11 protein-coding genes, 2 tRNA genes and 3 rRNA genes are annotated in these 22,359 nt (G+C 44.6%); 7 read left to right on the top strand and 9 right to left on the bottom strand.

Annotation, left to right across the window (positions count from 1 at the left end; translation table 11 throughout):
* The first annotated feature begins 39 nt into the window (after positions 1 to 39).
* The 4 genes from H9W84_RS01330 (at position 40) to H9W84_RS01315 (ending at position 7,468) form a co-directional block, all read left to right on the top strand.
* Positions 40 to 1,734 (top strand): multidrug ABC transporter permease/ATP-binding protein, encoded by a 1,695-nt coding sequence (locus tag H9W84_RS01330; RefSeq protein ID WP_275579707.1) that lies wholly within the window; start codon positions 40 to 42, stop codon positions 1,732 to 1,734.
* Between the two features lie 138 nt (positions 1,735 to 1,872).
* Complete coding sequence (locus H9W84_RS01325) at positions 1,873 to 4,023, top strand: TonB-dependent siderophore receptor (RefSeq protein ID WP_239741387.1); 2,151 nt, start codon at positions 1,873 to 1,875, stop codon at positions 4,021 to 4,023.
* 77 nt (positions 4,024 to 4,100) lie between these two features.
* Positions 4,101 to 5,195: an SIP domain-containing protein gene (locus H9W84_RS01320; RefSeq protein ID WP_239741386.1), complete on the top strand. Its 1,095-nt coding sequence runs from the start codon at positions 4,101 to 4,103 to the stop codon at positions 5,193 to 5,195.
* A 206-nt stretch (positions 5,196 to 5,401) separates the two neighbouring features.
* A complete protein-coding gene (locus H9W84_RS01315; RefSeq protein WP_239741385.1) occupies positions 5,402 to 7,468 on the top strand; it encodes a bifunctional 2',3'-cyclic-nucleotide 2'-phosphodiesterase/3'-nucleotidase in 2,067 nt (688 codons plus the stop codon).
* A gap of 295 nt (positions 7,469 to 7,763) precedes the next feature.
* Here the strand turns inward: H9W84_RS01315 and rrf are convergent.
* The 7 genes from rrf to H9W84_RS01280 form a co-directional block, all read right to left on the bottom strand.
* Positions 7,764 to 7,877 (bottom strand): 5S ribosomal RNA (gene rrf / locus H9W84_RS01310).
* Between the two features lie 98 nt (positions 7,878 to 7,975).
* Positions 7,976 to 10,834, bottom strand: a 23S ribosomal RNA gene (locus H9W84_RS01305).
* 298 nt (positions 10,835 to 11,132) lie between these two features.
* Positions 11,133 to 11,208: transfer RNA gene (locus tag H9W84_RS01300), tRNA-Ala, on the bottom strand.
* Positions 11,209 to 11,293: 85 nt separating this feature from the next.
* Positions 11,294 to 11,370, bottom strand: a tRNA-Ile gene (locus H9W84_RS01295).
* 136 nt (positions 11,371 to 11,506) lie between these two features.
* A 16S ribosomal RNA gene (locus tag H9W84_RS01290) occupies positions 11,507 to 13,038 on the bottom strand.
* Together the 16S, 23S and 5S rRNA genes with 2 tRNA genes alongside form the textbook arrangement of a ribosomal RNA operon.
* A 423-nt stretch (positions 13,039 to 13,461) precedes the next feature.
* Positions 13,462 to 14,400, bottom strand: coding sequence for a 1,4-dihydroxy-2-naphthoate octaprenyltransferase (menA, locus tag H9W84_RS01285; RefSeq protein ID WP_239741384.1), 939 nt, complete (start codon positions 14,398 to 14,400; stop codon positions 13,462 to 13,464).
* Between the two features lie 77 nt (positions 14,401 to 14,477).
* Positions 14,478 to 17,027 carry a Tex family protein gene (locus H9W84_RS01280; RefSeq protein WP_275579706.1) on the bottom strand — a complete coding sequence of 850 codons (2,550 nt, stop codon included), beginning with the start codon at positions 17,025 to 17,027 and terminating at the stop codon, positions 14,478 to 14,480.
* A 584-nt stretch (positions 17,028 to 17,611) separates the two neighbouring features.
* Here H9W84_RS01280 and ompR point away from each other — a divergent pair.
* Positions 17,612 to 18,385 (top strand): osmolarity response regulator transcription factor OmpR, encoded by a 774-nt coding sequence (gene ompR / locus H9W84_RS01275; RefSeq protein WP_239741383.1) that lies wholly within the window; start codon positions 17,612 to 17,614, stop codon positions 18,383 to 18,385.
* A gap of 60 nt (positions 18,386 to 18,445) precedes the next feature.
* Complete coding sequence (locus tag H9W84_RS01270; protein ID WP_239741382.1) at positions 18,446 to 19,528, top strand: CobW family GTP-binding protein; 1,083 nt, start codon at positions 18,446 to 18,448, stop codon at positions 19,526 to 19,528.
* Positions 19,529 to 19,596: 68 nt separating this feature from the next.
* Here H9W84_RS01270 and H9W84_RS01265 read toward each other — a convergent pair whose 3' ends face one another.
* Positions 19,597 to 20,409 (bottom strand): NRDE family protein, encoded by an 813-nt coding sequence (locus H9W84_RS01265; protein WP_239741381.1) that lies wholly within the window; start codon positions 20,407 to 20,409, stop codon positions 19,597 to 19,599.
* Between the two features lie 185 nt (positions 20,410 to 20,594).
* On the opposite strand from H9W84_RS01265, the gene H9W84_RS01260 reads away from it, so the two are divergent.
* On the top strand, positions 20,595 to 21,329 hold the full coding sequence (locus tag H9W84_RS01260; protein ID WP_239741380.1) for a glycosyltransferase: 735 nt from the start codon (positions 20,595 to 20,597) through the stop codon (positions 21,327 to 21,329).
* 51 nt (positions 21,330 to 21,380) lie between these two features.
* Here the strand turns inward: H9W84_RS01260 and H9W84_RS01255 are convergent, their stop codons facing one another.
* Entirely contained in the window at positions 21,381 to 22,202 is an 822-nt protein-coding gene (locus H9W84_RS01255) for an enoyl-CoA hydratase/isomerase family protein (RefSeq protein ID WP_007117335.1), read from the bottom strand.
* Positions 22,203 to 22,359 lie beyond the last annotated feature (157 nt).

Raw genomic sequence — 22,359 nt, 5'->3', positions numbered from 1 at the left:
TTGAGACTGCCTAAAAAATAAAAACTAAACAGGAAATACATGTTCCCCACTACCATGCCCCTTATGACCCTTATCTGGCAACAGCACCGCTTTGCCTTTATCAAAGTCATCTTGCTCAATCTGCTTAATGCCTTGGTGAATGTCGCTATTATCGCCTTTATTAACCGTTTTTTAATCGCAGCAGTCGGCACTGATAATCCCCTCTTAGGCAGTTGGCAGATATTAGCGGTATTTTTGGTAGCGATTATGGGTTTATTAGCGACAACGTTTATGTCACAGCTTGCCTTGACCAAGTTAGGGCATCGCTTTGTATTTGAATTACGTTCGCAACTGATAAAACGTATCTTAGACACTGCAATCGCTCAAATCGAGAAAATCGGTAGTGCCAAGCTGTTAGCCAGCCTAACTACCGATGTACAGTCGATTACCGTGGCGTTTGTACGCTTGCCTGAGCTGGTGCAAGGGGTGATTATCTGTACAGCAACTGCGGTTTATTTGGGGTTTTTATCTCTGCCAATGCTGCTTGTGGTCATGGGGTGTATTACGCTGACCATTTTTATCAGCAGTAAACTCGTTGGTCATGTATATGCCCATTTAGCCACATTACGAGAGATCAATGATGCACTGTATCAAGATTATCAAGCGGTGATTGATGGACGAAAAGAACTTGCGTTAAATCGTGAACGTGCCAACCGTCTATTTACCCATGATTATCAACGCCATGCAAGCGACTATTTCAACCATATTGTCAAAGCCGATACTTTTCATTTATCAGCCGTAAGCTGGTCAAATATTATGATGTTTGCCGTAATTGGGGTGATTTATGCCTTAGCCAATATTTATCATTGGGTAGATACTGCAACCGCTACCACGTTTGCCCTCACCGTACTGTTTATCCAGTCGCCTTTACTGATGGCGATTGGGGCATTTCCCACCGTGCAAACGGCTAAAGTTGCCTTGGAAAAAATACAGTCATTACAGCTTGCCGACTATAGCCCCGATTTTGATACCCAAATTTTAACCCCAAATTGGCAAGTCATTACTTTTAAAAATATAAATTATCACTATGACAATAGCGCAAATTTTGGCTTAAAACATATCAACTTTACGTTAAAACGGGGCGAAGTGGTGTTCTTAATTGGCGCCAATGGTAGCGGAAAATCCACACTTGCCAAGCTCATCACAGGGTTATATCAGCCTAAATTTGCGGAAAATTCCGGTATTTTTATCGATAACCAGCCTGTCGCCTCAGAACATTACCCCCATTATCGCCAGTTATTTTCAGCGATTTATAGCGATTTTTATCTGTTTAACACTGTGATGGGAAGCGCGCAAAATACGCCCAATGCTGAGTTAATCGACAATTGGCTTGATATCTTAGCCATCAAAGAAAAAGTCAGCGTCACCGATAACCAACTGAGCGCCACCGAACTTTCGCAAGGGCAGCGTAAACGCCTTGCCATGCTGCTTGCTGTCGCCGAAGAAAAGTCTATTTTATTGCTTGATGAATGGGCTGCCGACCAAGACCCTGCCTATCGCCGTGTGTTTTATCACACTATTATTCCCATGTTGCAAAAAATGGGCAAAACGCTGTTTATTATCAGTCATGATGACAGCTATTTTGAAAAAGCGGATAGATTGTTGATGATGAAAAATGGCGAACTCAGCGAGCTGACCGGTTTGCAACGCGAAAAAGCCAGTCTAGATGCCATTACAGTGATTGGTGAGCATTAAACAGTCGACATGGACTGCGCTAAAACCTCGTAACAGCTGATTAAATATAATTGCAAATAAGAATGATTATTGTTATTATTTTCATTAATTTTACCATACTGTAAATTTCTGTAATCATTTATTGTGACGGGGTCACTTATGCGTTTATCTTTTTTATCAGTAGCAATACGGGCTAGTTTAGCGGTGGGTATTAGCCATGTTTTTGCGAGTCAAGTGCTGGCAGACGTTGCAGCCAATAGCGAAGAAGCACCTGAAACCACATTAGATACCTTGGTCATTCGTAGTGATGCTTACCGCACCACCGCTACCAAGACCGCCCTTGACCCCGAAAAAACCCCCATGAGTTATTCTCGTATCGAGCAAGAGACATTGCAGCAACGCCAAGCAGACAGTGTGGCGAGTGCGCTGCGTTATGAACCAGGTGTCAGTAGCGAAAGTCGTGGGACGGTTGGCATTTTTGATGAATACACCCTGCGTGGTTTTAAGAATTATTCCAACTTTTATGACGGGATGCGGCTGCCGTATGATGGAACTTGGAATTTAATGCCCCAAGTCGATGCCTATGCCACCGAAGCTGTGGAAGTACTCAAGGGACCTGCTTCATCACTATATGGCTATAATGAGCCGGGTGGCATGGTCAATCAAATCGCCAAAACCCCAAAAAACACCCCCGAAAACGAAATTAGACTACGGGCGGGCACCAATAATCTTAAAGAAATCGCCATTGACAGCACAGGTCCTATTAACGATACCACCAATTATCGCATGGTGGCATTAGCCCGTGAAAAAGACGGACAAATGCAAACGACCGAAGAAAAACGGGTATTAATCAATCCTTCTATCGTATGGAAACCTAACAAAAATGTTTCGGTACTTGCCAACATTTATTACCAAGATGACCCACACCAAGTCCCTTCTACGCCGCTACCTGGGGTGGGTACGGTGTATAACGCCAGTTATGGCAAGCTGAAAGCCGACGCCTATGCCGGCGATAAATGGAACGATTTTAGCAAAAAAGTCTTTATGCCGAGTGAAACGATTAACTGGAAAATCAACGACTTTTTAAAGTTTAAACACAGCTTGCGTTATACCGATGCCGATGCTCAACAAAAAAACACCTATCATCCCAAAACTGACACAGATTCGCCTTTTATCGATGGTTCGGACAGCATTCTCACCCGTACTGCTTACACCACCGATGAAAAAATGACCAACTGGGCGACGGATAACCAGTTGGCGTATAGCCTGTTTACCAAGAATAGTTCACACAACTTGCTATTGGGTGTGGATTATCAAAAAACAGATAGTACCGCCAAATATGCGGATGCGATTTATAGTGGCGTGCCAACGATTGACCTTGCTGACCCCGACTACGACCAATTTAGTAAGATTGACCTCAATCTCACAGGCTACCAACTCAGCAACGATATCGAACAATCTCAGTTAGGTGTGTATTTACAAGACGAAATACAATGGAAAAAATGGACGGTGGTCGCAGGATTACGCCATGATAACTATAAAAATACCACTATTGCCAAAAGTCCAGGTGTGGCCGACAATACTATTGACTACACCGCCAAACACACATCAGGACGGTTGTCGAGCATGTACCAATTTGACAATGGCTTTGCCCCATATGCCAGCTTTTCGCAATCATTTCAGCCTGTGGTAAGTATGTTTTATAACACAAATGAACCGCTAAAACCCACCACCGCCAACCAAATCGAAGCAGGGGTTAAATACGTTTCGCCCGATAAAGCGACCAAAGCCACCTTTGCCGCCTATGACATCAAGAAAAAGAACGAACCTCTCAATTCTAGCGACTGGCTCACCGTCACCCAAACCGGCGAAATCACCTCAAAAGGCTTTGAAATCTCAGCCGACCATCGCTTTAACAAATGGCTTAATGTCGGGCTAGGCTACGGCTATGTCGATGCCGAAATTACCAAAGACGAATTTCACCCAGAATATGTCGGTAAGATGCCACAACAAGTCGCCAAGCACAAAGCCAGTCTCTGGGCAGGCATCACCCCAAATAACAAGACCATACTCAATCTAGGCGTTCGCTATCAGTCAGGCATGCAAATCAATCAGGCAAATTCTGACACCTTGCCTAGCGTGACCTTAGTGGATGTATCGGGCAGTTACCAAATTTCCCCGACCTTGACTGCAGGGCTAAATGTCAGCAATCTTTTTGACAAAACCTACGTGGGTAGTTGTTATGACCGCAATAATTGCTGGATGGGCGCAGAGCGACAAGCCAGTGTTAGCTTAACCGCGAAGTTTTAATCAGGTTCATAAATTTAAACAAAGGACTTGTTACCCCAAGTCCTTTTCTTATCACCCTTTAACAAAAATTACATTCTATGCACCCAGAAAATCTGACTTTATTTGATGACCCCGAAATTGCCGACATCATCGATCACATCAACGAAGACCACAGCGATGATATGAAGCACATGGCGTTAGGCTTGCTAAACTTAACCAAGGTTCAGCAAAAAACCTTGCAAAATGTGACCTTGCGCCAAATCTATCAACAAGGCTTACTGTTGGATTTGAAATTTGCGCAAAGCGAGCAGCACTTAGACAATCAGCTTTTGGCATTTAGTGAGCCGGCCCAAACCCTTGAAAAATTTAACGACCAATATGTCGCCTTATTGCAGCGCAGCGACCGCAAACAAGGTAAAAAAACCATTGACATCAAGCAGCGTCAATTTTGTCTACAAAGCGTGGAAACGGTCAGTCACCATATGTATCGTTTGACAGTGCAAACCGATAGCGATTTATCCGATTTACCGGCAGGTTATGCGTTTTTGTTTGATGTCAAACTGCCCGACACCGACCTAAAAAAATACCCCCGCCCCTACCGTTATTATACGCTTCGCAAGGCATGGCAAACCGTGGATGAAAACGGTGAAACGCAAAACTTGGCTTGGATAGATATCTATTGTCATGGAGAAAAAAACGGCGAAATCAGTCTTGGCGAAACTTGGGTAAAATCGTTAAAAATAGGCGATATTTTTACCAGTGAGCGAGAATTCCCCGAAAAAATCGACCATCTCGATGTTAATCAGCCACAGGGACAAAATCTATTAATCGCTGATGAAACCTCACTACCAACCGTAGCCAGCCTGTTAGAGCAGTGGCCAATGACCGAGCAGACAACACCGCCGATTATACTGACCTTTTTGCAAAGCCAGCAAGATTTGGCTTATTTAGAAGACGTTTTAACCCAGTATCCTGCAACGGTGTTGCCAATTGTGGCGAATGATAACCAACTGCCCCATACGCAGATTTTTACGACCCTACAAGATTTTTTACAACAACATCCTTGCCAAATTGAACACATCTGGGGTGGTCTTGAAGCGACAACAACGAAAAAGCTGCGTTTGCTATTGGATGAGTTATTACAGTTAAGTCGCGATAATAGCGTACTAAAAGTGTATTGGCGAGCAAGCTAAGGGTTATCCCAGAATTGGGCAAACAATCAGATGCGTCTTTGGCTGCTTAGTCGTAACAATTGGTTGTTTGCAGGGTCGCTTAAGACTAGGGAGTGGGTAGCGAATTTTATTAGCCCCTCACTATTCATCATTTTGTCACGCAACCTTTCTATGATATTTCACAAATTTATCAACGCTCTTATTTGAGCCTAATTTAGTGAGCGATCATGAACTATAAAAACCATCATTATAAAAATACGCAAATCAAGCGCATTTGTCTTACCACATCCATGATTGTAGCAAGCATGTCACTTGTTGCTTGTAATAACAATGATAATGATAGTAATGACCCTAAACCACAGCAAATCGCTACCAATACGAACCTTAACTTTACTATTCTTGAAACGTCAGATTTGCATAATAATGTCATGAGTTATGATTATTACAAGTTGACAGAAGACAAAAGTTTTGGGCTTGAGCGAACGGCAACGCTTATCAATAACGCTCGTAGTGAATCTGCCAATAATATCTTGCTAGACAACGGTGATACCATTCAAGGTAGTGCTTTAGGTGACTATCAAGCAACGGTGAACCCTGTCAAATGCAACGAAACACTAGGCATTTATAAGGTTATGAATGACCTAAAATATGATGCAGGTACGATTGGTAACCATGAATTTAACTATGGGTTGAACTATCTTAATCAAATTACAGGCAGTCAGTTTAATGTTGATGGCATAACCGCAAGTGCTAGTGCTTGTAAAGGACCTAACTTCCCCTTGGTTTTATCCAATGTCATTAGCGCTCGCAATAATCAGCCACTGTTTAAGCCTTATAAAATCATTACCAAAACCTTTACGGCAACCACACCAGAGGGTAAGACGGTTACCGTACCGCTAAAAATTGGCATCATTGGCTTTACCACACCCGGTATTATGCAATGGGACAAAAAATGGCTAGACGGCAAAGTCACCACCGCCGGTGCGAAAGAAATGGCAGAAAAATACGTGCCACAAATGAAAACTGAAGGTGCAGATGTCATTGTCGCCTTGTCGCATGGTGGGATTGATACATCCCCATACAGCCCAACGATGGAAAACGCCAGTTGGCATCTATCGCAAGTGGCAGGTATTGATGCGATTTTGATGGGACACACACATCAAGTGTTTCCTGATGCTAGTAGCAAAGACACCCGCTTAGACCAGGCAGGTATTGATAAAGTTAATGGCTTATTAAACAACGTACCTGCTGTCATGCCAAGTTTTTGGGGCAAAGGGTTAGGGGTCATCAAATTGAATTTAACCTTTGATGGCAAAAAATGGGTCGTCAATAAAAACAATACCAAAGTGGAAGTGCGTACTATCCAAAATGCTGATAAAACTTTTGTAGCAGCCAACCCGCGAGTGGCTCAATTAATTCAGGCAGAACATAATGCCACTATTAATTATGTCAAAACCCCAATCGGTACATCCGATTTCTCAATGACTTCTTACTTTGCTGATGTGGGTGATGTGTCAGCGATTCAAGTGGTCAACCAAGCCCAAGCCAATTATATCAGCGATTACATTAACGCCAATTTGCCACAATATAAAGATATCCCTGTCTTATCGGTGAGTGCCCCATTTAAAAGCGGATTTGCAGGGGGTTCAGATTATACGGATGTCGCGCAAGGCAATATCGCCATTAACAATGCGGCTGATTTGTACCTGTATCCAAATACCGTGTTTGCAGTAAAAATACAAGGCAGTGATATCAAAAAATGGCTAGAGAATTCTGCCAAACGCTTTAATCAAATAAACCCAAGCCTTACTACGCCACAAGCGTTAATCAGCACTTTTCCTGGGTATAACTTTGATATGTTTACCTCACCCGATGTGCAATATGAAATTGATGTGACTAAACCTATCGGTAGCCGTATCCAAAACTTAACCTACAAAGGCAAGCCGATTGAAGACAACGCACCATTTATCATCGCAACCAATAACTATCGTGCATCAGGTCTAAAGGAGTACTACAGCATCAATAGTACCAATGTAGTTGAATCACCGGATGCCAATCGTGATGTGCTGATTAATTACATCAAAGCGGCTAAGAATTTATCATTAACCAATAATGGTAGCAGTCGTAGCTGGCGGTTTGTCAAAGTAAAAACAGCGGGTCCTGTAACCTTTAAATCGAGTGCAAACAAAATTGACTTTGCCCAAAAAGCAGGATTAACCAATATTAGCATCGTAAATAATGACGACGGTTCAAATAAAGGCTTGGCAGATTATGCGATAGATTTATCAAAATAATCGCCAAAAAACTTGTATTTTATTTATCGTTAAAAAGTGTGGTAGTTGCCACACTTTTTCTTTTTCTATTTTATTAAGCTTTAATTTAAAAGGTACGGCGGACAAGCTTTGACATGCCATCCTTCTTACGTTTATACCGGATTTTACGACACTTCTGTTTTGTGGTTTGGTTTTCATAAAGGTAGTGTCTTAGCATTTTAAGTTTCTGATAATACCAAATATAAAACATCTTGAGAAACTACAAAGCAAAAAAACACCCCCTTTAAACGAATAAAGAGGGTGATTTGGAATAGGGAGCTGACGATGACCTACTCTCACATGGGCGAACCACACTACCATTGGCGCATTGGAGTTTCACTTCTGAGTTCGGGAAGGGATCAGGTGGGACCTCCAAGCTATTATCGTCAGCAAAGGGGGATAGAGGAATGAGTTATTTTAGAAGTAAAGTATCAGCTATATCAAGCGAGGTGATAATCGTTATTACCTACAAAGCCATTTAGGCGTTGTATAGTCAAGCCAAACGAGCAATTAGTATTGGTTAGCTACACATATCACTATGCTTCCACACCCAACCTATCAACGTCGTAGTCTACAACGGCTCTTTAGGGAAATCTAATCTTAAGGTGGGCTTCCCGCTTAGATGCTTTCAGCGGTTATCCCATCCGAACATAGCTACTCGGCAATGCGACTGGCGTCACAACCGAAACACCAGAGGTTCGTCCACTCTGGTCCTCTCGTACTAGGAGCAGATCCTCTCAAATTTCCAACGCCCACGGTAGATAGGGACCGAACTGTCTCACGACGTTCTAAACCCAGCTCGCGTACCTCTTTAAATGGCGAACAGCCATACCCTTGGGACCTGCTTCAGCCCCAGGATGAGATGAGCCGACATCGAGGTGCCAAACACCGCCGTCGATATGAACTCTTGGGCGGTATCAGCCTGTTATCCCCAGAGTACCTTTTATCCGTTGAGCGATGGCCCTTCCATACAGAACCACCGGATCACTAAGACCTACTTTCGTATCTGCTCGACTTGTGGGTCTCGCAGTTAAGCGCGCTTTTGCCTTTATACTCTTCGAACGATTTCCGACCGTTCTGAGCGCACCTTCGTACTCCTCCGTTACTCTTTAGGAGGAGACCGCCCCAGTCAAACTACCCACCATACATTGTCCTCAGCTCTGTTAAGCTTGAGTTAGAACCCCAACATTACCAGGGTGGTATTTCAAGGATGGCTCCACAGACACTGGCGTGCCTGCTTCAAAGCCTCCCACCTATCCTACACAGGTAAGGTCAAAGTTCAATGTAAAGCTGTAGTAAAGGTTCACGGGGTCTTTCCGTCTAGCCGCGGGTACACAGCATCTTCACTGCGATTTCGATTTCACTGAGTCTCTGCTGGAGACAGCGCCGCCATCATTATGCCATTCGTGCAGGTCGGAACTTACCCGACAAGGAATTTCGCTACCTTAGGACCGTTATAGTTACGGCCGCCGTTTACTGGGGCTTCGATCAAGAGCTTCGCTTACGCTAACCCCATCAATTAACCTTCCAGCACCGGGCAGGCATCACACCCTATACGTCCACTTTCGTGTTTGCAGAGTGCTGTGTTTTTAATAAACAGTTGCAGCGGCCTGGTATCTGCGACTGCCAATAGCTTTGTAGTGCGTGACTACTCACCATCGGCAGCGTACCTTCTCCCGAAGTTACGGTACCATTTTGCCTAGTTCCTTCAGCAGAGTTCTCTCAAGCGCCTTGGTATTCTCTACCTGACCACCTGTGTCGGTTTCGGGTACGATTTCTTTATGACTATCGCTTAGAAGCTTTTCCTGGAAGCAGGGTATTTGCCACTTCGCTGTACAAGTACAGCTTGCTATCAGATCTCATTAATAGTCTAGCGGATTTGCCTACTAAACCTAACTACATCCTTCCACTTGGACAACCATCGCCAAGCTGGCATAACCTTCTCCGTCCCTCCATCGCATCATAAACAAGTATCGGAATATTAACCGATTTCCCATCGACTACGCCTTTCGGCCTCGCCTTAGGGGTCGACTCACCCAGCCCCGATTAACGTTGGACTGGAACCCTTGGTCTTCCGGCGAACGGGCTTTTCACCCGTTTTGTCGTTACTCACGTCAGCATTCGCTCTTGTGATACCTCCAGCATGCTTTACAACACACCTTCACAGGCTTACACAATGCTCCCCTACCACTTAATTGAAACAATTAAATCCGCAGCTTCGGCTCCTAGTTTGAGCCCCGTTACATCTTCCGCGCAGGCCGACTCGACTAGTGAGCTATTACGCTTTCTTTAAAGGATGGCTGCTTCTAAGCCAACCTCCTAGCTGTCTGTGCCTTCCCACATCGTTTCCCACTTAACTAGGAATTTGGGGCCTTAGCTGGCGGTCTGGGTTGTTTCCCTCTTGACGACGGACGTTAGCACCCGCCGTCTGTCTCCCGGATATCACTCATCGGTATTCGGAGTTTGCATCGGTTTGGTAAGTCGGGATGACCCCCTAGCCGAAACAGTGCTCTACCCCCAATGGTGTTCGTCCGAGGCGCTACCTAAATAGCTTTCGGGGAGAACCAGCTATCACCGAGTTTGATTAGCCTTTCACCCCTATCCACAAGTCATCCCCTGGCTTTTCAACGACAGTGGGTTCGGTCCTCCGGTAACTGTTACGTCACTTTCAACCTGCTCATGGATAGATCACTCGGTTTCGGGTCTATACCCTGCAACTAGACGCCCTATTAAGACTCGGTTTCCCTACGGCTCCCCTATTCGGTTAACCTTGCTACAGAATATAAGTCGCTGACCCATTATACAAAAGGTACGCCGTCACGGAACATGTCCGCTCCGACTGCTTGTATGCACACGGTTTCAGGTTCTATTTCACTCCCCTCACAGGGGTTCTTTTCGCCTTTCCCTCACGGTACTGGTTCACTATCGGTCAGTCAGGAGTATTTAGCCTTGGAGGATGGTCCCCCCATCTTCAGACAGAATTTCTCGTGTTCCGCCCTACTTAATATGCTTCTTATAACCTTTCGAGTACGGGATTATCACCCTCTACGATTGACCTTTCCAAGTCATTCCTCTAAATTATAATCAGTCGGCTCCTCCCCGTTCGCTCGCCGCTACTAGGGGAATCTCTATTGATGTCTTTTCCTCGGGTTACTGAGATGTTTCACTTCTCCCGGTTTGCCTCGTAAATAAATTTACGATACCTGTCTTATGACAAGTGGGTTTCCCCATTCAGATATCGCCGGATCACAGGATATTGCCGCCTCCCCGACGCTTTTCGCAGGCTGTCACGTCTTTCATCGCCTCTGACTGCCAAGGCATCCACCATGTGCACTTCATTACTTGACTATACAACCCTAAAGGGTCGTATAGGTAATGGTAACGATCTTCACCTATGTTTACGCTTGATTCAGTTCTCTTTACTTTTAAGTAATCAGTTATTCCAATCATTTCTTTGGGTCTGATTGGCTGATTACTAAGGTTAATTATCTTCGTTGGAACTTGATAATTAACCCAGACTCATTTCTCTATGTTGTTATTGAATTATCAGACCCTCGTCAGGTCGTGATTTCTGATAAAACAGATTGAAGTAATCTCTTAATACTTACTAAATTACTCTGTCTGCTTTATTACGTTAAGCTAATTATGGTGGAGCCAAGGAGAGTCGAACTCCTGACCTCCTGCGTGCAAGGCAGGCGCTCTACCAACTGAGCTATGGCCCCTGAGCAAGGATCAGCAAAGCATCGCTTTGCCCGAGCGCAAGAGAATTTACGAAGTAAATTCTAAAGCATTTAACCTCTGGTTAAATGGTGGGTCTAATAAGACTTGAACTTATGACCCCTGCCTTATCAAGGCAGTGCTCTAACCAACTGAGCTATAGACCCTGAACGAGGATTAGCAAAGCATCGCTTTGCCCGAGTGCAAGAGAATTTACGAAGTAAATTCTAAAGCCGTAACCCTCGAATTAGCTTATTTATACACAAGAACAACTTGCTGTGAATTCTCACTTAGTGCTTTAGTTAAGGAGGTGATCCAGCCGCAGGTTCCCCTACGGCTACCTTGTTACGACTTCACCCCAGTCATCGACCACACCGTGGTAAGCGCCCTCTTGCGTTAGGCTACCTACTTCTGGTGCAATAGACTCCCATGGTGTGACGGGCGGTGTGTACAAGGCCCGGGAACGTATTCACCGCAGCATTCTGATCTGCGATTACTAGCGATTCCGACTTCATGGAGTCGAGTTGCAGACTCCAATCCGGACTACGATAGGCTTTTTGAGATTAGCATCACATCGCTGTGTAGCAACCCTCTGTACCTACCATTGTAGCACGTGTGTAGCCCTGGTCGTAAGGGCCATGATGACTTGACGTCGTCCCCGCCTTCCTCCAGTTTGTCACTGGCAGTATCCTTAAAGTTCCCGGCTTAACCCGCTGGCAAATAAGGAAAAGGGTTGCGCTCGTTGCGGGACTTAACCCAACATCTCACGACACGAGCTGACGACAGCCATGCAGCACCTGTATGTGAATTCCCGAAGGCACTCCCGCATCTCTGCAGGATTCTCACTATGTCAAGACCAGGTAAGGTTCTTCGCGTTGCATCGAATTAAACCACATGCTCCACCGCTTGTGCGGGCCCCCGTCAATTCATTTGAGTTTTAACCTTGCGGCCGTACTCCCCAGGCGGTCTACTTATCGCGTTAACTGCGCCACTAAAGTCTCAAGGACCCCAACGGCTAGTAGACATCGTTTACGGCGTGGACTACCAGGGTATCTAATCCTGTTTGCTACCCACGCTTTCGAATCTCAGTGTCAATATTATGCCAGGAAGCTGCCTTCGCCATCGGTATTCCTCCAGATCTCTACGCATTTCACCGCTACACCTGGAATTCTACTTCCCTCTCACATATTCTAGCACCACCAGTATCACATGCAGTTCCCAGGTTAAGCCCGGGGATTTCACATGTGACTTAATGAGCCACCTACACTCGCTTTACGCCCAGTAATTCCGATTAACGCTCGCACCCTCTGTATTACCGCGGCTGCTGGCACAGAGTTAGCCGGTGCTTATTCTGCAGGTAACGTCTAATCTAATGGGTATTAACCATTAGCCTCTCCTCCCTGCTTAAAGTGCTTTACAACCAAAAGGCCTTCTTCACACACGCGGCATGGCTGGATCAGGGTTGCCCCCATTGTCCAATATTCCCCACTGCTGCCTCCCGTAGGAGTCCGGACCGTGTCTCAGTTCCGGTGTGACTGATCATCCTCTCAGACCAGTTACAGATCGTCGCCTTGGTGGGCCTTTACCCCACCAACTAGCTAATCTGATTTAGGCTCATCTAATAGCAAGAGCTTGCGCCCCCTTTCACCCGTAGGTCGTATGCGGTATTAATTCGAGTTTCCCCGAGCTATCCCCCACTACTAGGCAGATTCCTAAATGTTACTCACCCGTCCGCCACTAATCATATCTAGCAAGCTAGATAATCATCGTTCGACTTGCATGTGTTAAGCCTGCCGCCAGCGTTCAATCTGAGCCATGATCAAACTCTTCAGTTTAATCTTTCTATATCTTAATATCCACTTGCGCAGTTATTAAGTTATTAATTTGTTGACTCAATTATTTATACTGTCTTTGCTCAAATAAACTTACGAGTATCTTCACTGTGACAATACAATTAATTAAAGTCTTAATTTTATCGCCCTAAGTGAAAATCCACACAAGTTGTTCTTGTGTTCGTTGTTATTTAGTTCACAACATCATCGGCTGATGTCGTTAAGAAGGTCGCTATTTTAACAGCTTATTTTGTGTTGTCAATAACTTTTTTCTTTAATTTTTTATGACCGCTCAACTTATATCTATATTAATTTAAGTTGTTGTTTTTACTACAGTTTGTGGCTGTAGTCGCTGCCAGTGAGTGCGTATTATACGCTTTTCTTTTTACCTGTCAATACTAATGGGAAAAGTTTTTTGATTTATTTTCAAATTAGTTTTTTATAGTTAAAGATAAGAATACTTACACTCATCAATATAATGGTTGCCAGAGTGATTAAGACAATTTTGGCTAGTTCTGGCGCTAGTGCGTTTGAGGGGATATTTTCATCACTATAATGGCGAATCATTTTTAGATGCTTGGCAATCGGAGAGACTAGAATAAGTAGACTTAATAGATAAAAATTTTGTCGCAAGGTCACAAAGGTAATTAGTAAAAAGTAAGCACCCAACAATATAAACCGATACAGGTGGCTCATGCTTTCTTTGCCTAAGGTGGTGGTAAGGGTATTTTTTCCAGCGCTTGTATCTGTGTCAAAATCCCGCATATTGTTAATCATCAATACGCAAGTGCATAGCAGGCCGATCACCACGGCAGCAATAATATCCCTCACACGGATAAATTGTGTTTGTAGGTACACGCCCCCTAGTACATTAACTAAGCCGAAGAATAAAAATACTGCTATTTCGCCTTTCGCATTGTACCCATAGGGGTTTTTACCCATGGTATAGGTCACTGCGGCGATAATGGCGATGATGCCCAATGCTAAGAAGGTGAAGAAATCGGTCAGACTGTTAAAGCTCAGCCAAAGTAAGCCAATACCACAGCCAAAAATAAACAGTGCCCAACTTATGATTAAGTTCTTGAGGGTCTTGGGGTTGATTGTCCCTTGGGCAGTCTGTCTGTCGAGTCGATGGGCATCAGTGCCCCGTATGCCATCGCCGTAGTCGTTGGCTAAATTGGATAAAATTTGTAAGCCTAAGGCAACCCAAAGGCTTAGCAAAAAGATTTGCCAATTTTTGCTGGTAAAGCTGCCAATACGCGAGTATGCCAACGCATTGGCTACTATATGCCAGCCACCGCTAGTGGATAAGTGCGTGGGCGAGTCGCTTGCCAAAATGCTTGTAAAAATTTGACCATCACTCACTCGAAACCTTGTATCACCAATCGCAACATCTAAATGGATTTAGCCATTTGGATGCACGTTTACCAATGATGCGGGGTTTATGTTGATTTTTTTAGACCTGCTTGCGCCAACAATGCACCTAAGCTACCAATTTTTTGCGGTTTGTCGGCTCCTTGGTTTTGCGGTTTAGCGGCTTTGTCACTACGTTGGGCTTTGCCCGAATGTTTGGCTGATTTGCTGCTGCGCTCGGTAGGGTCTGCGTATTTTTTCGCCGTACCAGCCATTGATTGGTTGGTATTTTTTGCTTTACTAGCGGGTGCTTTTTCAGCAGGTTTGGCTGCCATTGGGGTATCTGACTTCATGCTAAAGCCCACGCGTTTACGCTCTGCATCCACTGAAATCACGCGAACGGTGACGATATCACCTGGTTTGACATGATTTAACGGATCGGCGATAAACTCGTTACCCATCTCTGAGATATGTACCAAGCCATCTTGATGTACGCCAACATCAACAAAACAACCAAAACTTGTCACATTGGTGACCACGCCTTCAAGCGTCATGCCTTCGGTTAAATCGTTGAGGCTATTGACATCGTCACGAAACTGCGCTGTTTTAAAGCTCGGTCTTGGATCGTGGGCAGGTTTGGCTAATTCTTGTTTGATGGCAGCGGCTTTCAGCGTTGCTTGCTCGGCATCATTAACCTCATCGTTTGCGGCAGCGATAAGTGAAGCGGTCAGATTGTTAAGCGCTGACTCGTCACCTAGCACATCGTTGAGGTTGTTGTCGGTTGAGGCCAGCCATTGTTTGACCATCTCGTAGTTTTCTGGGTGTAAGCCTGTTGCATCTAACGGCTCATCACCGCCACGAATGCGTAAAAAACCTGCCGCTTGTTCAAAAGTTTTGGCACCCAATCTTGGCACATTTTTGAGCTGTTCACGGTTGGCAAAGGCGCCATGTTCGTTGCGGTAGTTGACAATTTGCTGTGCTACATTGACATTGAGACCTGCAATATAAGATAAAATCGCAGGACTTGCAGTATTGACATCTACGCCCACCGCATTCACACAGTCTTGCGTGACTTTGGTTAAACTATCAGCCAGCTGCGTTTGGTTGACGTCATGCTGATATTGACCCACGCCAATGGCTTTGGGATCGACTTTAACCAGCTCAGACAAGGGATCTTGCAAACGACGGGCAATCGATACTGCCCCACGAATGGATACATCAAGCTCTTGTAATTCTTGCGATGCCAGTTCGCTGGCTGAGTACACAGACGCACCAGACTCATTGACTACCACAGGCACGGCTTTGATATCGCCGTTTCCTTGAGCGCTGTTTTCTGCCAAAATTTCTTTGATTAAAGCATCTGTCTCACGGCTAGCCGTACCATTACCAATGGCGATTAAATGCACATGGTGATTTTTGAGTAAATCTGCAATGGTTTGTTTGGCTTCATCGACCTTATTGTCTGGGGCAAATGGATACACTGTTGCAATCGCAAAACTATCATCGCTATTTTTGGCAACATGACCTAGGCTATCAACCACGGCCATTTTAACCCCATGACGGATACCCGGATCGACGCCTAGAATCGTTTTTTGACCCGCTGGCGCTGCCATTAATAAATGCTGTAAATTGTTTGCAAACACGTCAATTGCTGCTGATTCAGCCGTTAAGCGTTTTTCTGTGAGCAAACGATGCTCAATATGCGGACGCCATTTATCCAACCACAGTTTTTTGCCCAGTGACAATAAAAATTGTTGACGCTCACTAGGCTCAGCAGCCGTTAAGTTAAATGCCTGATTAATTTGCTGGGTAAATGGTGCATCATCGCCTTCAATCGCAATCGTCAGTACGTTGTCTTGGCGGCCGCGTAGCATCGCTAATAATCGATGATTGGGTAGACGTGCCAAGCTTTCAGCGTGGTCAAAATAGTCTTTGTATTTTTCGCCGACTTCCCGTTTTTCTTCGCCCACTAGACGGCTATGAATTTGGGCAATTTTACCAAAGCCGACGCGCAGTTTGTCGAGTAGATCAAGCTGCTGTGTCCACTCATCGATAATAATGGCACCGATACCTGATAACTGTTTTTCTTTATCTTCAAAAATTGACGCTTCGGCTTCGCCGTTGTCATCTTGAACAGGCGCTGGCGCTTGATAATCTGATAAGGCTGTCTCTGGGCTTACCGACTCATTTAAAACCGCCAAGGCAATTGGCTCAAGTCCTGCTTCACGCGCTTGGGTTGCCAGTGAGCGGCGACGCGGACGATACGGCAAATAAATGTCTTCTAGCTCAAGTTTGGATGCCGCCTGATTAATGCGTTCACTCAATTCATCGGTTAGCTTATTTTGTGAGGTCAACAGCTCAATGATTTTTTGGCGGCGAATGGCCATATCTCGTTCATAGCTGAGCGATTTTTCCAGACTACGCAATTGTACGTCATCGAGCCCGCCGGTTTGGTCTTTACGATAGCGGGCAATAAACGGAATCGTCGCCCCATCATCATAGAGTTTGACGAATGCCATCATTTGGTTGAGTTTGATACCAAGATTGGCAGCTAATTTTTGATAAATGGCTTGCTGGACTTGCTCAGAGAGTACATCTACCGCTGGATTAGCCGCAATGGCAGTAACGTTTGTAGTCATATTTTTGCCTAACACTTATAAGGATGAACTCATAACTTCAGAGTTCACGCATTATAACAAAACAATACACAAAGATAATAGGTAAACGCTATTTTAACAAAAATCTTTAGTGAATTTTTACCTTACCATCGATACCCCTGTTGTTAAACTAAAATTTTGCTAACTGATGACTATATAATAGGTGGCCACCCTACAAGCTAACGTCGCATTTTTAGCAAAATCACTACAGCAATCGACACATTTTTTTGCTTTAATAACCGCATAACCAAGCAAATTTAGCTAAATAATAAGATTGATAATGCTTGCAAGTTGTAACCAATCGTTTCAAAATACCCTTATCAGTCCCTAATAAAAATTTTTATACCCATATATTTTATAACATTACCTGTCCTAACTATTAATTATAAGGTTCAGTTCAGCACGCTAATGGAAGATATTTAGCGTTTATAAAAACAATTGGGTATTTATAAAAACTGTGTAGTGAAAATAACATTCGAGTGAAAATAACATTCGAGTGAAAATAACATTAATGATAGGAATATTGGTGATAGGAATATCGACGATAAAAATGAGGAAAATAATCAATGAGTGATGACATTAACCCCACTGTAGAATCTACCCCCAATCCATCAGCCGCCGGCGATATGAATCAGCGCATTTTGGTCGTTGATGATGATGCGCGCCTTCGCACTTTGCTGCAACGTTTCTTAGAAGACGATGGTTATATCGTACGTACTGCGCATGATGGTAGCCAAATGGACAAATTGATGCAGCGCGAGTTATTTTCGCTGATTGTGCTTGATTTGATGCTACCTAACGAAGACGGTATCAGTATTTGCCATCGCTTACGCGCAGAAAACTCCGATATCCCGATTATTATGTTGACCGCTAAAGGTTCCGATGCCGATCGTATCGCAGGACTTGAAGCAGGCGCGGATGATTATCTGCCAAAACCCTTTAACCCCAAAGAATTATTGGCACGTATTAAAGCCGTGTTGCGTCGGCAAACGCGTGAATTGCCAGGTGCACCCAGTCAGCAAATGGAAGTGGTCGAATTTGGCTCATGGACATTAGATTTATCAACACGTACCCTAAAACGTGATGGCAATATCGTGACCTTAACCACAGGTGAATTTAGTGTATTAAAGGCTTTGGTACAACATCCCCGTGAGCCCTTAACCCGTGATAAACTGATGAATCTGGCACGCGGCCGTGAATGGGGCGCAATGGAGCGCTCAATTGATGTGCAAGTATCGCGTTTACGCCGTCTCATCGAAGATAACCCTTCGCAAGCGCGCTATATCCAAACCGTTTGGGGCGTGGGGTACGTGTTTGTACCCGATGGGGCAGAAAGCTAAACAAGCGCTATTTAACAGAGCGGATTAAAAAAGCCAAGTTAACAGAGTTAAGAAATTGTTATGATAAAACCGTTGATTGTAAATACAGCCTGTCACCTGGTGATGGGCTTTTTAGGTTCTGGAAAAACCAGTTTTATCAATGCCTGTATCACACATTTTCAGCACCAAGAAAAGTGGGCGATTTTGGTCAATGAAGCGGGTCAAATCGGTATTGATGAAAAGCTATTGACGGGTAGTTCTAGCCATGATTTAGCGATTCGCCAAGTATCTGGTGGCTGTATCTGCTGTACGTCGCAACTGCCGCTACAAATTGCACTCGCTCGCTTGACGTCTGAATATAGACCTGACCGATTATGGATTGAGCCAACAGGGCTTGCACACCCGCGAGAGCTGATTGAGCAACTATCTGCACCGCATTGGCAAACTGCGCTGTCGCTAAAATCTGCCATCAGTATCGTCAATGCGCGTCATTGGCAAGATGCCCGTTATCGTGACAATGAAGGCTACCAAGCGCATGTGCGATTTTGTGATGTGGTGGTGATTAATCGCTTTCATGGGTTGGATGACAGCCAAAAAACCCAACTAACCGCATGGGTAAAAGGCTTAAACCCTAAAGCAAAATTGATTTGGCAAGCAGAACAAACGCTGAGCGAAGACAATCTGCGGCAATTGCAACAAGCGCTCAAGCAATCAAGCCAAGTGCTTGCCGAGCGTAGCCATTACCAAAAAATTAGCTTAACAAGTTTTGCTCAGTCCCCCGCTCTATCCACCACCCAAGCCGACCCGACCCAATCACCAACAGCTGCCAATGATGACTTGCCATTTCGCTATCATGATGTACAAAACGGCTATCAAATCATCGGCTGGCGGCTGTCAGCCGACTGGACCATTGATATGACTGTGCTGATGGAATGGCTGTTGACACTGCCCAACTGGCAACGTATTAAATCGGTGGTTCATATCAAACATACGCATGATGAGCAATGGCAAACCATGAATTTTACCCCTGATTCGCTCGATTTGGTGGCCTGTGAGCCACAAACCGATAACCGTATTGAAGTGATTTTTTTGGATAACACTATCGAATTGGATTTTGATAGGCTCGATACTGAGCTGATGATGATGTTTGGGCATATCCATTAAGCTTGCGGTTGATGGATAGCCCATTTTATTGTCTATTTTTTTGATTTTTCGGCTGTTTTTTTCATTGATTATGTGGCGTTAACATCGGGCGTGATACGGATGATAGTGTCATTTTCCAGGTTTTTTTCTTGCATATCAAACCCTGTATGCGTGATGGTGAGCAAGGTACTCACGCGTGTCCCATAGCTACTTCCTAGCAAATTATCGAGGCGGTTGGCAGGAATAAAGACGGAAGACAACGCCAACTCTGTCTTGATACCTAAACCTGTATCAGGTAGCTGGGTGATAGGCGCTTGTTCACGGTCTTGCAATATCTCAAATGCCACGTTTTTCCAATTGGCTGTTTGCCAATCCTCATGCCCAGCAAGCAGCGGCAACAACTTTTGTCGTACTCGCTTGCGCAGTTTCTGCGTTTTAAACCATGCCGTATTTGGTTGACCATTGGATAATACGTATAAGCCTTTTGCCAATACCTCGATGCCATACCCTTTATTATTAAGCAGCACCGCTTGCTGCCGATCGCCGATGACTAGATTGAACCCATCGTAGCAGGGCAAATCAATTTGCCTTGCGAAAGCTAGCGGCGACCACTCACCACTTAAATAATCAAGGATTAACTGACCGCGGGACGTGGCAAAGACAGGCTTATCTTTGATAATCTCTCGGTAGTTTAAAATCACCCCCCAGCGCCCATGCACAGGATCGATACCCAACCAAGTGCCCCCTGCTTGCGCATCTTGCCCCGCGATGATTTTTTTTCCATTCGGCAATTGCCATTCATGTAGTGCGCGCGTAGGACGCTGCAAAAATTCATCGCGATTGGATAATAGCACCAAGGGTTTATCCTCAAACAGCTGCCAAGCCAACGCCACAATGCACATACTTTATTCCTTCTAACTGGTTACCATGCCATCGCCCATTGAATTCTGCATCAGCTCGATTGCTCATTCAATAGCTTAGCAGCCAAAACTTTTTTGGCAATCACCAAATCGTCATATTGTTCATTTATGATAAAAAATCTAAAAAACTGCCGTTTTAAACGATTGTTGCCCTTGTGAATAAGCTTATGACGCCAATTAGCATCGTGATTATTACCCTAAACGAAGCCGAACGTATCGGCAATATTTTGCGTGACTTAGCTCAGCAAAGCTACCAAAATTTTGAAGTCATTGTGGTGGATTCCAACAGCGAAGATGACACCTGTCAAATTGCAGCCAGTTTTCGCCATCAATTGCCCGCGATAAGCGTACATAAAATGCCAAAGCGTGGCGTCAGCTTGGGTCGTAATACAGGGGCAAACCTAGCCAAAAATGAACGAATACTGTTCTTAGATGCCGATGTGCGGTTGGATGCAGACTTTTTGCAAAAAGCCAGTCAATTATTGGATAAAAAATCCCTAAAAGTAGCCGGCGTGTACATGAATGCTGACCACCTAAAACCTTGGTTTACAGTGGGTTATCTGCTATTTAACATAGGTATTTTTGTTAGCCAATTTTTATCGCCAACGGCGGTCGGTGCGTGTATTTTTTCCAGTAAATCCGTGCATGACCAATTGGGCGGCTTTGATGAGTCTATAACTTTGTGTGAAGATTGTGACTATGTCAATCGCGCCAAAAAAATCACCCGTTATCAGATGCTACCGCTCACCTTTCGCTTTGACCCACGCCGCTTGCAGCAAGATGGCTATTTTAATACAGGCTGGAAATATCTTCACGCCAATTTATATCGTTTCTTTGTTGGTGAAATCCGCGATAACAAAATCCGTTACCAGTTTGGGCATTATGGTACGCAAAAAAAATAGCGTCGGTGGTGACGCTATTTTTTGCAAGGTTTTAGGAGCTTGCCCTATGCTTTATCGCCCTTTAAACTCAGCAGGACGCTTTTGCATAAAGGCGGTAATCCCTTCTTTAAAGTCTTCACTGGTCGCCATTTGCATTTGGTAAATTACCTCTTGGTCTAGCGCGATATCCAATCCTGCAAATGCCACTTGATTAATCGATTGCTTCATTGCCGCCAGTGCTAGGGTTGGCAAGCTTGTGAGGCGGTCGGTCAGTTTTTTCACTGCCGCATCAAGCGCATCTTGACTCACCAGCGCATTCACCAGTCCCAAATCTTCTGCTTTTTGCGCGGTGATTTGCTCACCCAACATCACAAGCTCAGTGGTTTTGGCGGCACCAATCAACTGCGATAACAGATAAATACCACCACCATCAGGCACTAGCCCGATATTGACAAAGGCTTGTAAAAATTTAGCATTATCACTTGCGACGCGAAAATCACACGCTAACGCGATATTCATGCCTGCGCCCGCACACGCGCCATTAATACGCGCGATAATCGGCTTGCTGATTTTGCGGATACGCCGCGTGATATCCGCAATCCCAATGGTCAGACTATGCGACATTTTTAGTAGGTTTTCGCGGTTATCTGCGCCTGATAGCATCTCGCGAATATCACCACCGCTAGAAAATCCCTTGCCCGCGCCTGTGATGACAATCACTTTGGCGGCTGTGTCGTATTGGGCGTAATCAAGGGCTTGATAAAGCTCGGATTTCATCACGCTATTTAGCGCATTGAGTGATGCTGGATCATTGAGGGTAATCGTCGCAACACTATCTGCAACATCATACGTGACTTTTTGAAAGGTGGGTTGTTGTGTTTGGGTTGCCGTCATGGGTCATCCTTTTACCAAAGAAATAAATACCAAAAAAATAAAAATAATGAACCCCTTCATCTTACCGAAATTATTTTTTTTTGGGAAATAAAACGCGACTTGTAAGGTCAACAATCCAAACCCAACCACAAAATTTTTACAATTTTCAAAATTTCTG

The organism is Moraxella tetraodonis, from assembly GCF_022359095.1.
GTDB lineage: Bacteria > Pseudomonadota > Gammaproteobacteria > Pseudomonadales > Moraxellaceae > Faucicola > Faucicola tetraodonis.
The sequence above is the reverse complement of the archived record's forward strand: the minus strand, read 5'-3'. Positions and strand labels throughout refer to the sequence as shown.

What these genes read in the sequence shown, in the direction of transcription:
- H9W84_RS01330 (WP_275579707.1), top strand. Translation starts at nt 40, where the DNA reads ATGTTCCCCACTACCATGCCCCTTATGACCCTTATCTGGCAACAGCAC.
- H9W84_RS01325 (WP_239741387.1), top strand. Translation starts at nt 1,873, where the DNA reads ATGCGTTTATCTTTTTTATCAGTAGCAATACGGGCTAGTTTAGCGGTG.
- H9W84_RS01320 (WP_239741386.1), top strand. Translation starts at nt 4,101, where the DNA reads ATGCACCCAGAAAATCTGACTTTATTTGATGACCCCGAAATTGCCGAC.
- H9W84_RS01315 (WP_239741385.1), top strand. Translation starts at nt 5,402, where the DNA reads ATGAACTATAAAAACCATCATTATAAAAATACGCAAATCAAGCGCATT.
- H9W84_RS01280 (WP_275579706.1), bottom strand. Translation starts at nt 17,027, where the DNA reads ATGACTACAAACGTTACTGCCATTGCGGCTAATCCAGCGGTAGATGTA.
- ompR (WP_239741383.1), top strand. Translation starts at nt 17,612, where the DNA reads ATGAGTGATGACATTAACCCCACTGTAGAATCTACCCCCAATCCATCA.
- H9W84_RS01270 (WP_239741382.1), top strand. Translation starts at nt 18,446, where the DNA reads ATGATAAAACCGTTGATTGTAAATACAGCCTGTCACCTGGTGATGGGC.
- H9W84_RS01265 (WP_239741381.1), bottom strand. Translation starts at nt 20,409, where the DNA reads ATGTGCATTGTGGCGTTGGCTTGGCAGCTGTTTGAGGATAAACCCTTG.
- H9W84_RS01260 (WP_239741380.1), top strand. Translation starts at nt 20,595, where the DNA reads ATGACGCCAATTAGCATCGTGATTATTACCCTAAACGAAGCCGAACGT.
- H9W84_RS01255 (WP_007117335.1), bottom strand. Translation starts at nt 22,202, where the DNA reads ATGACGGCAACCCAAACACAACAACCCACCTTTCAAAAAGTCACGTAT.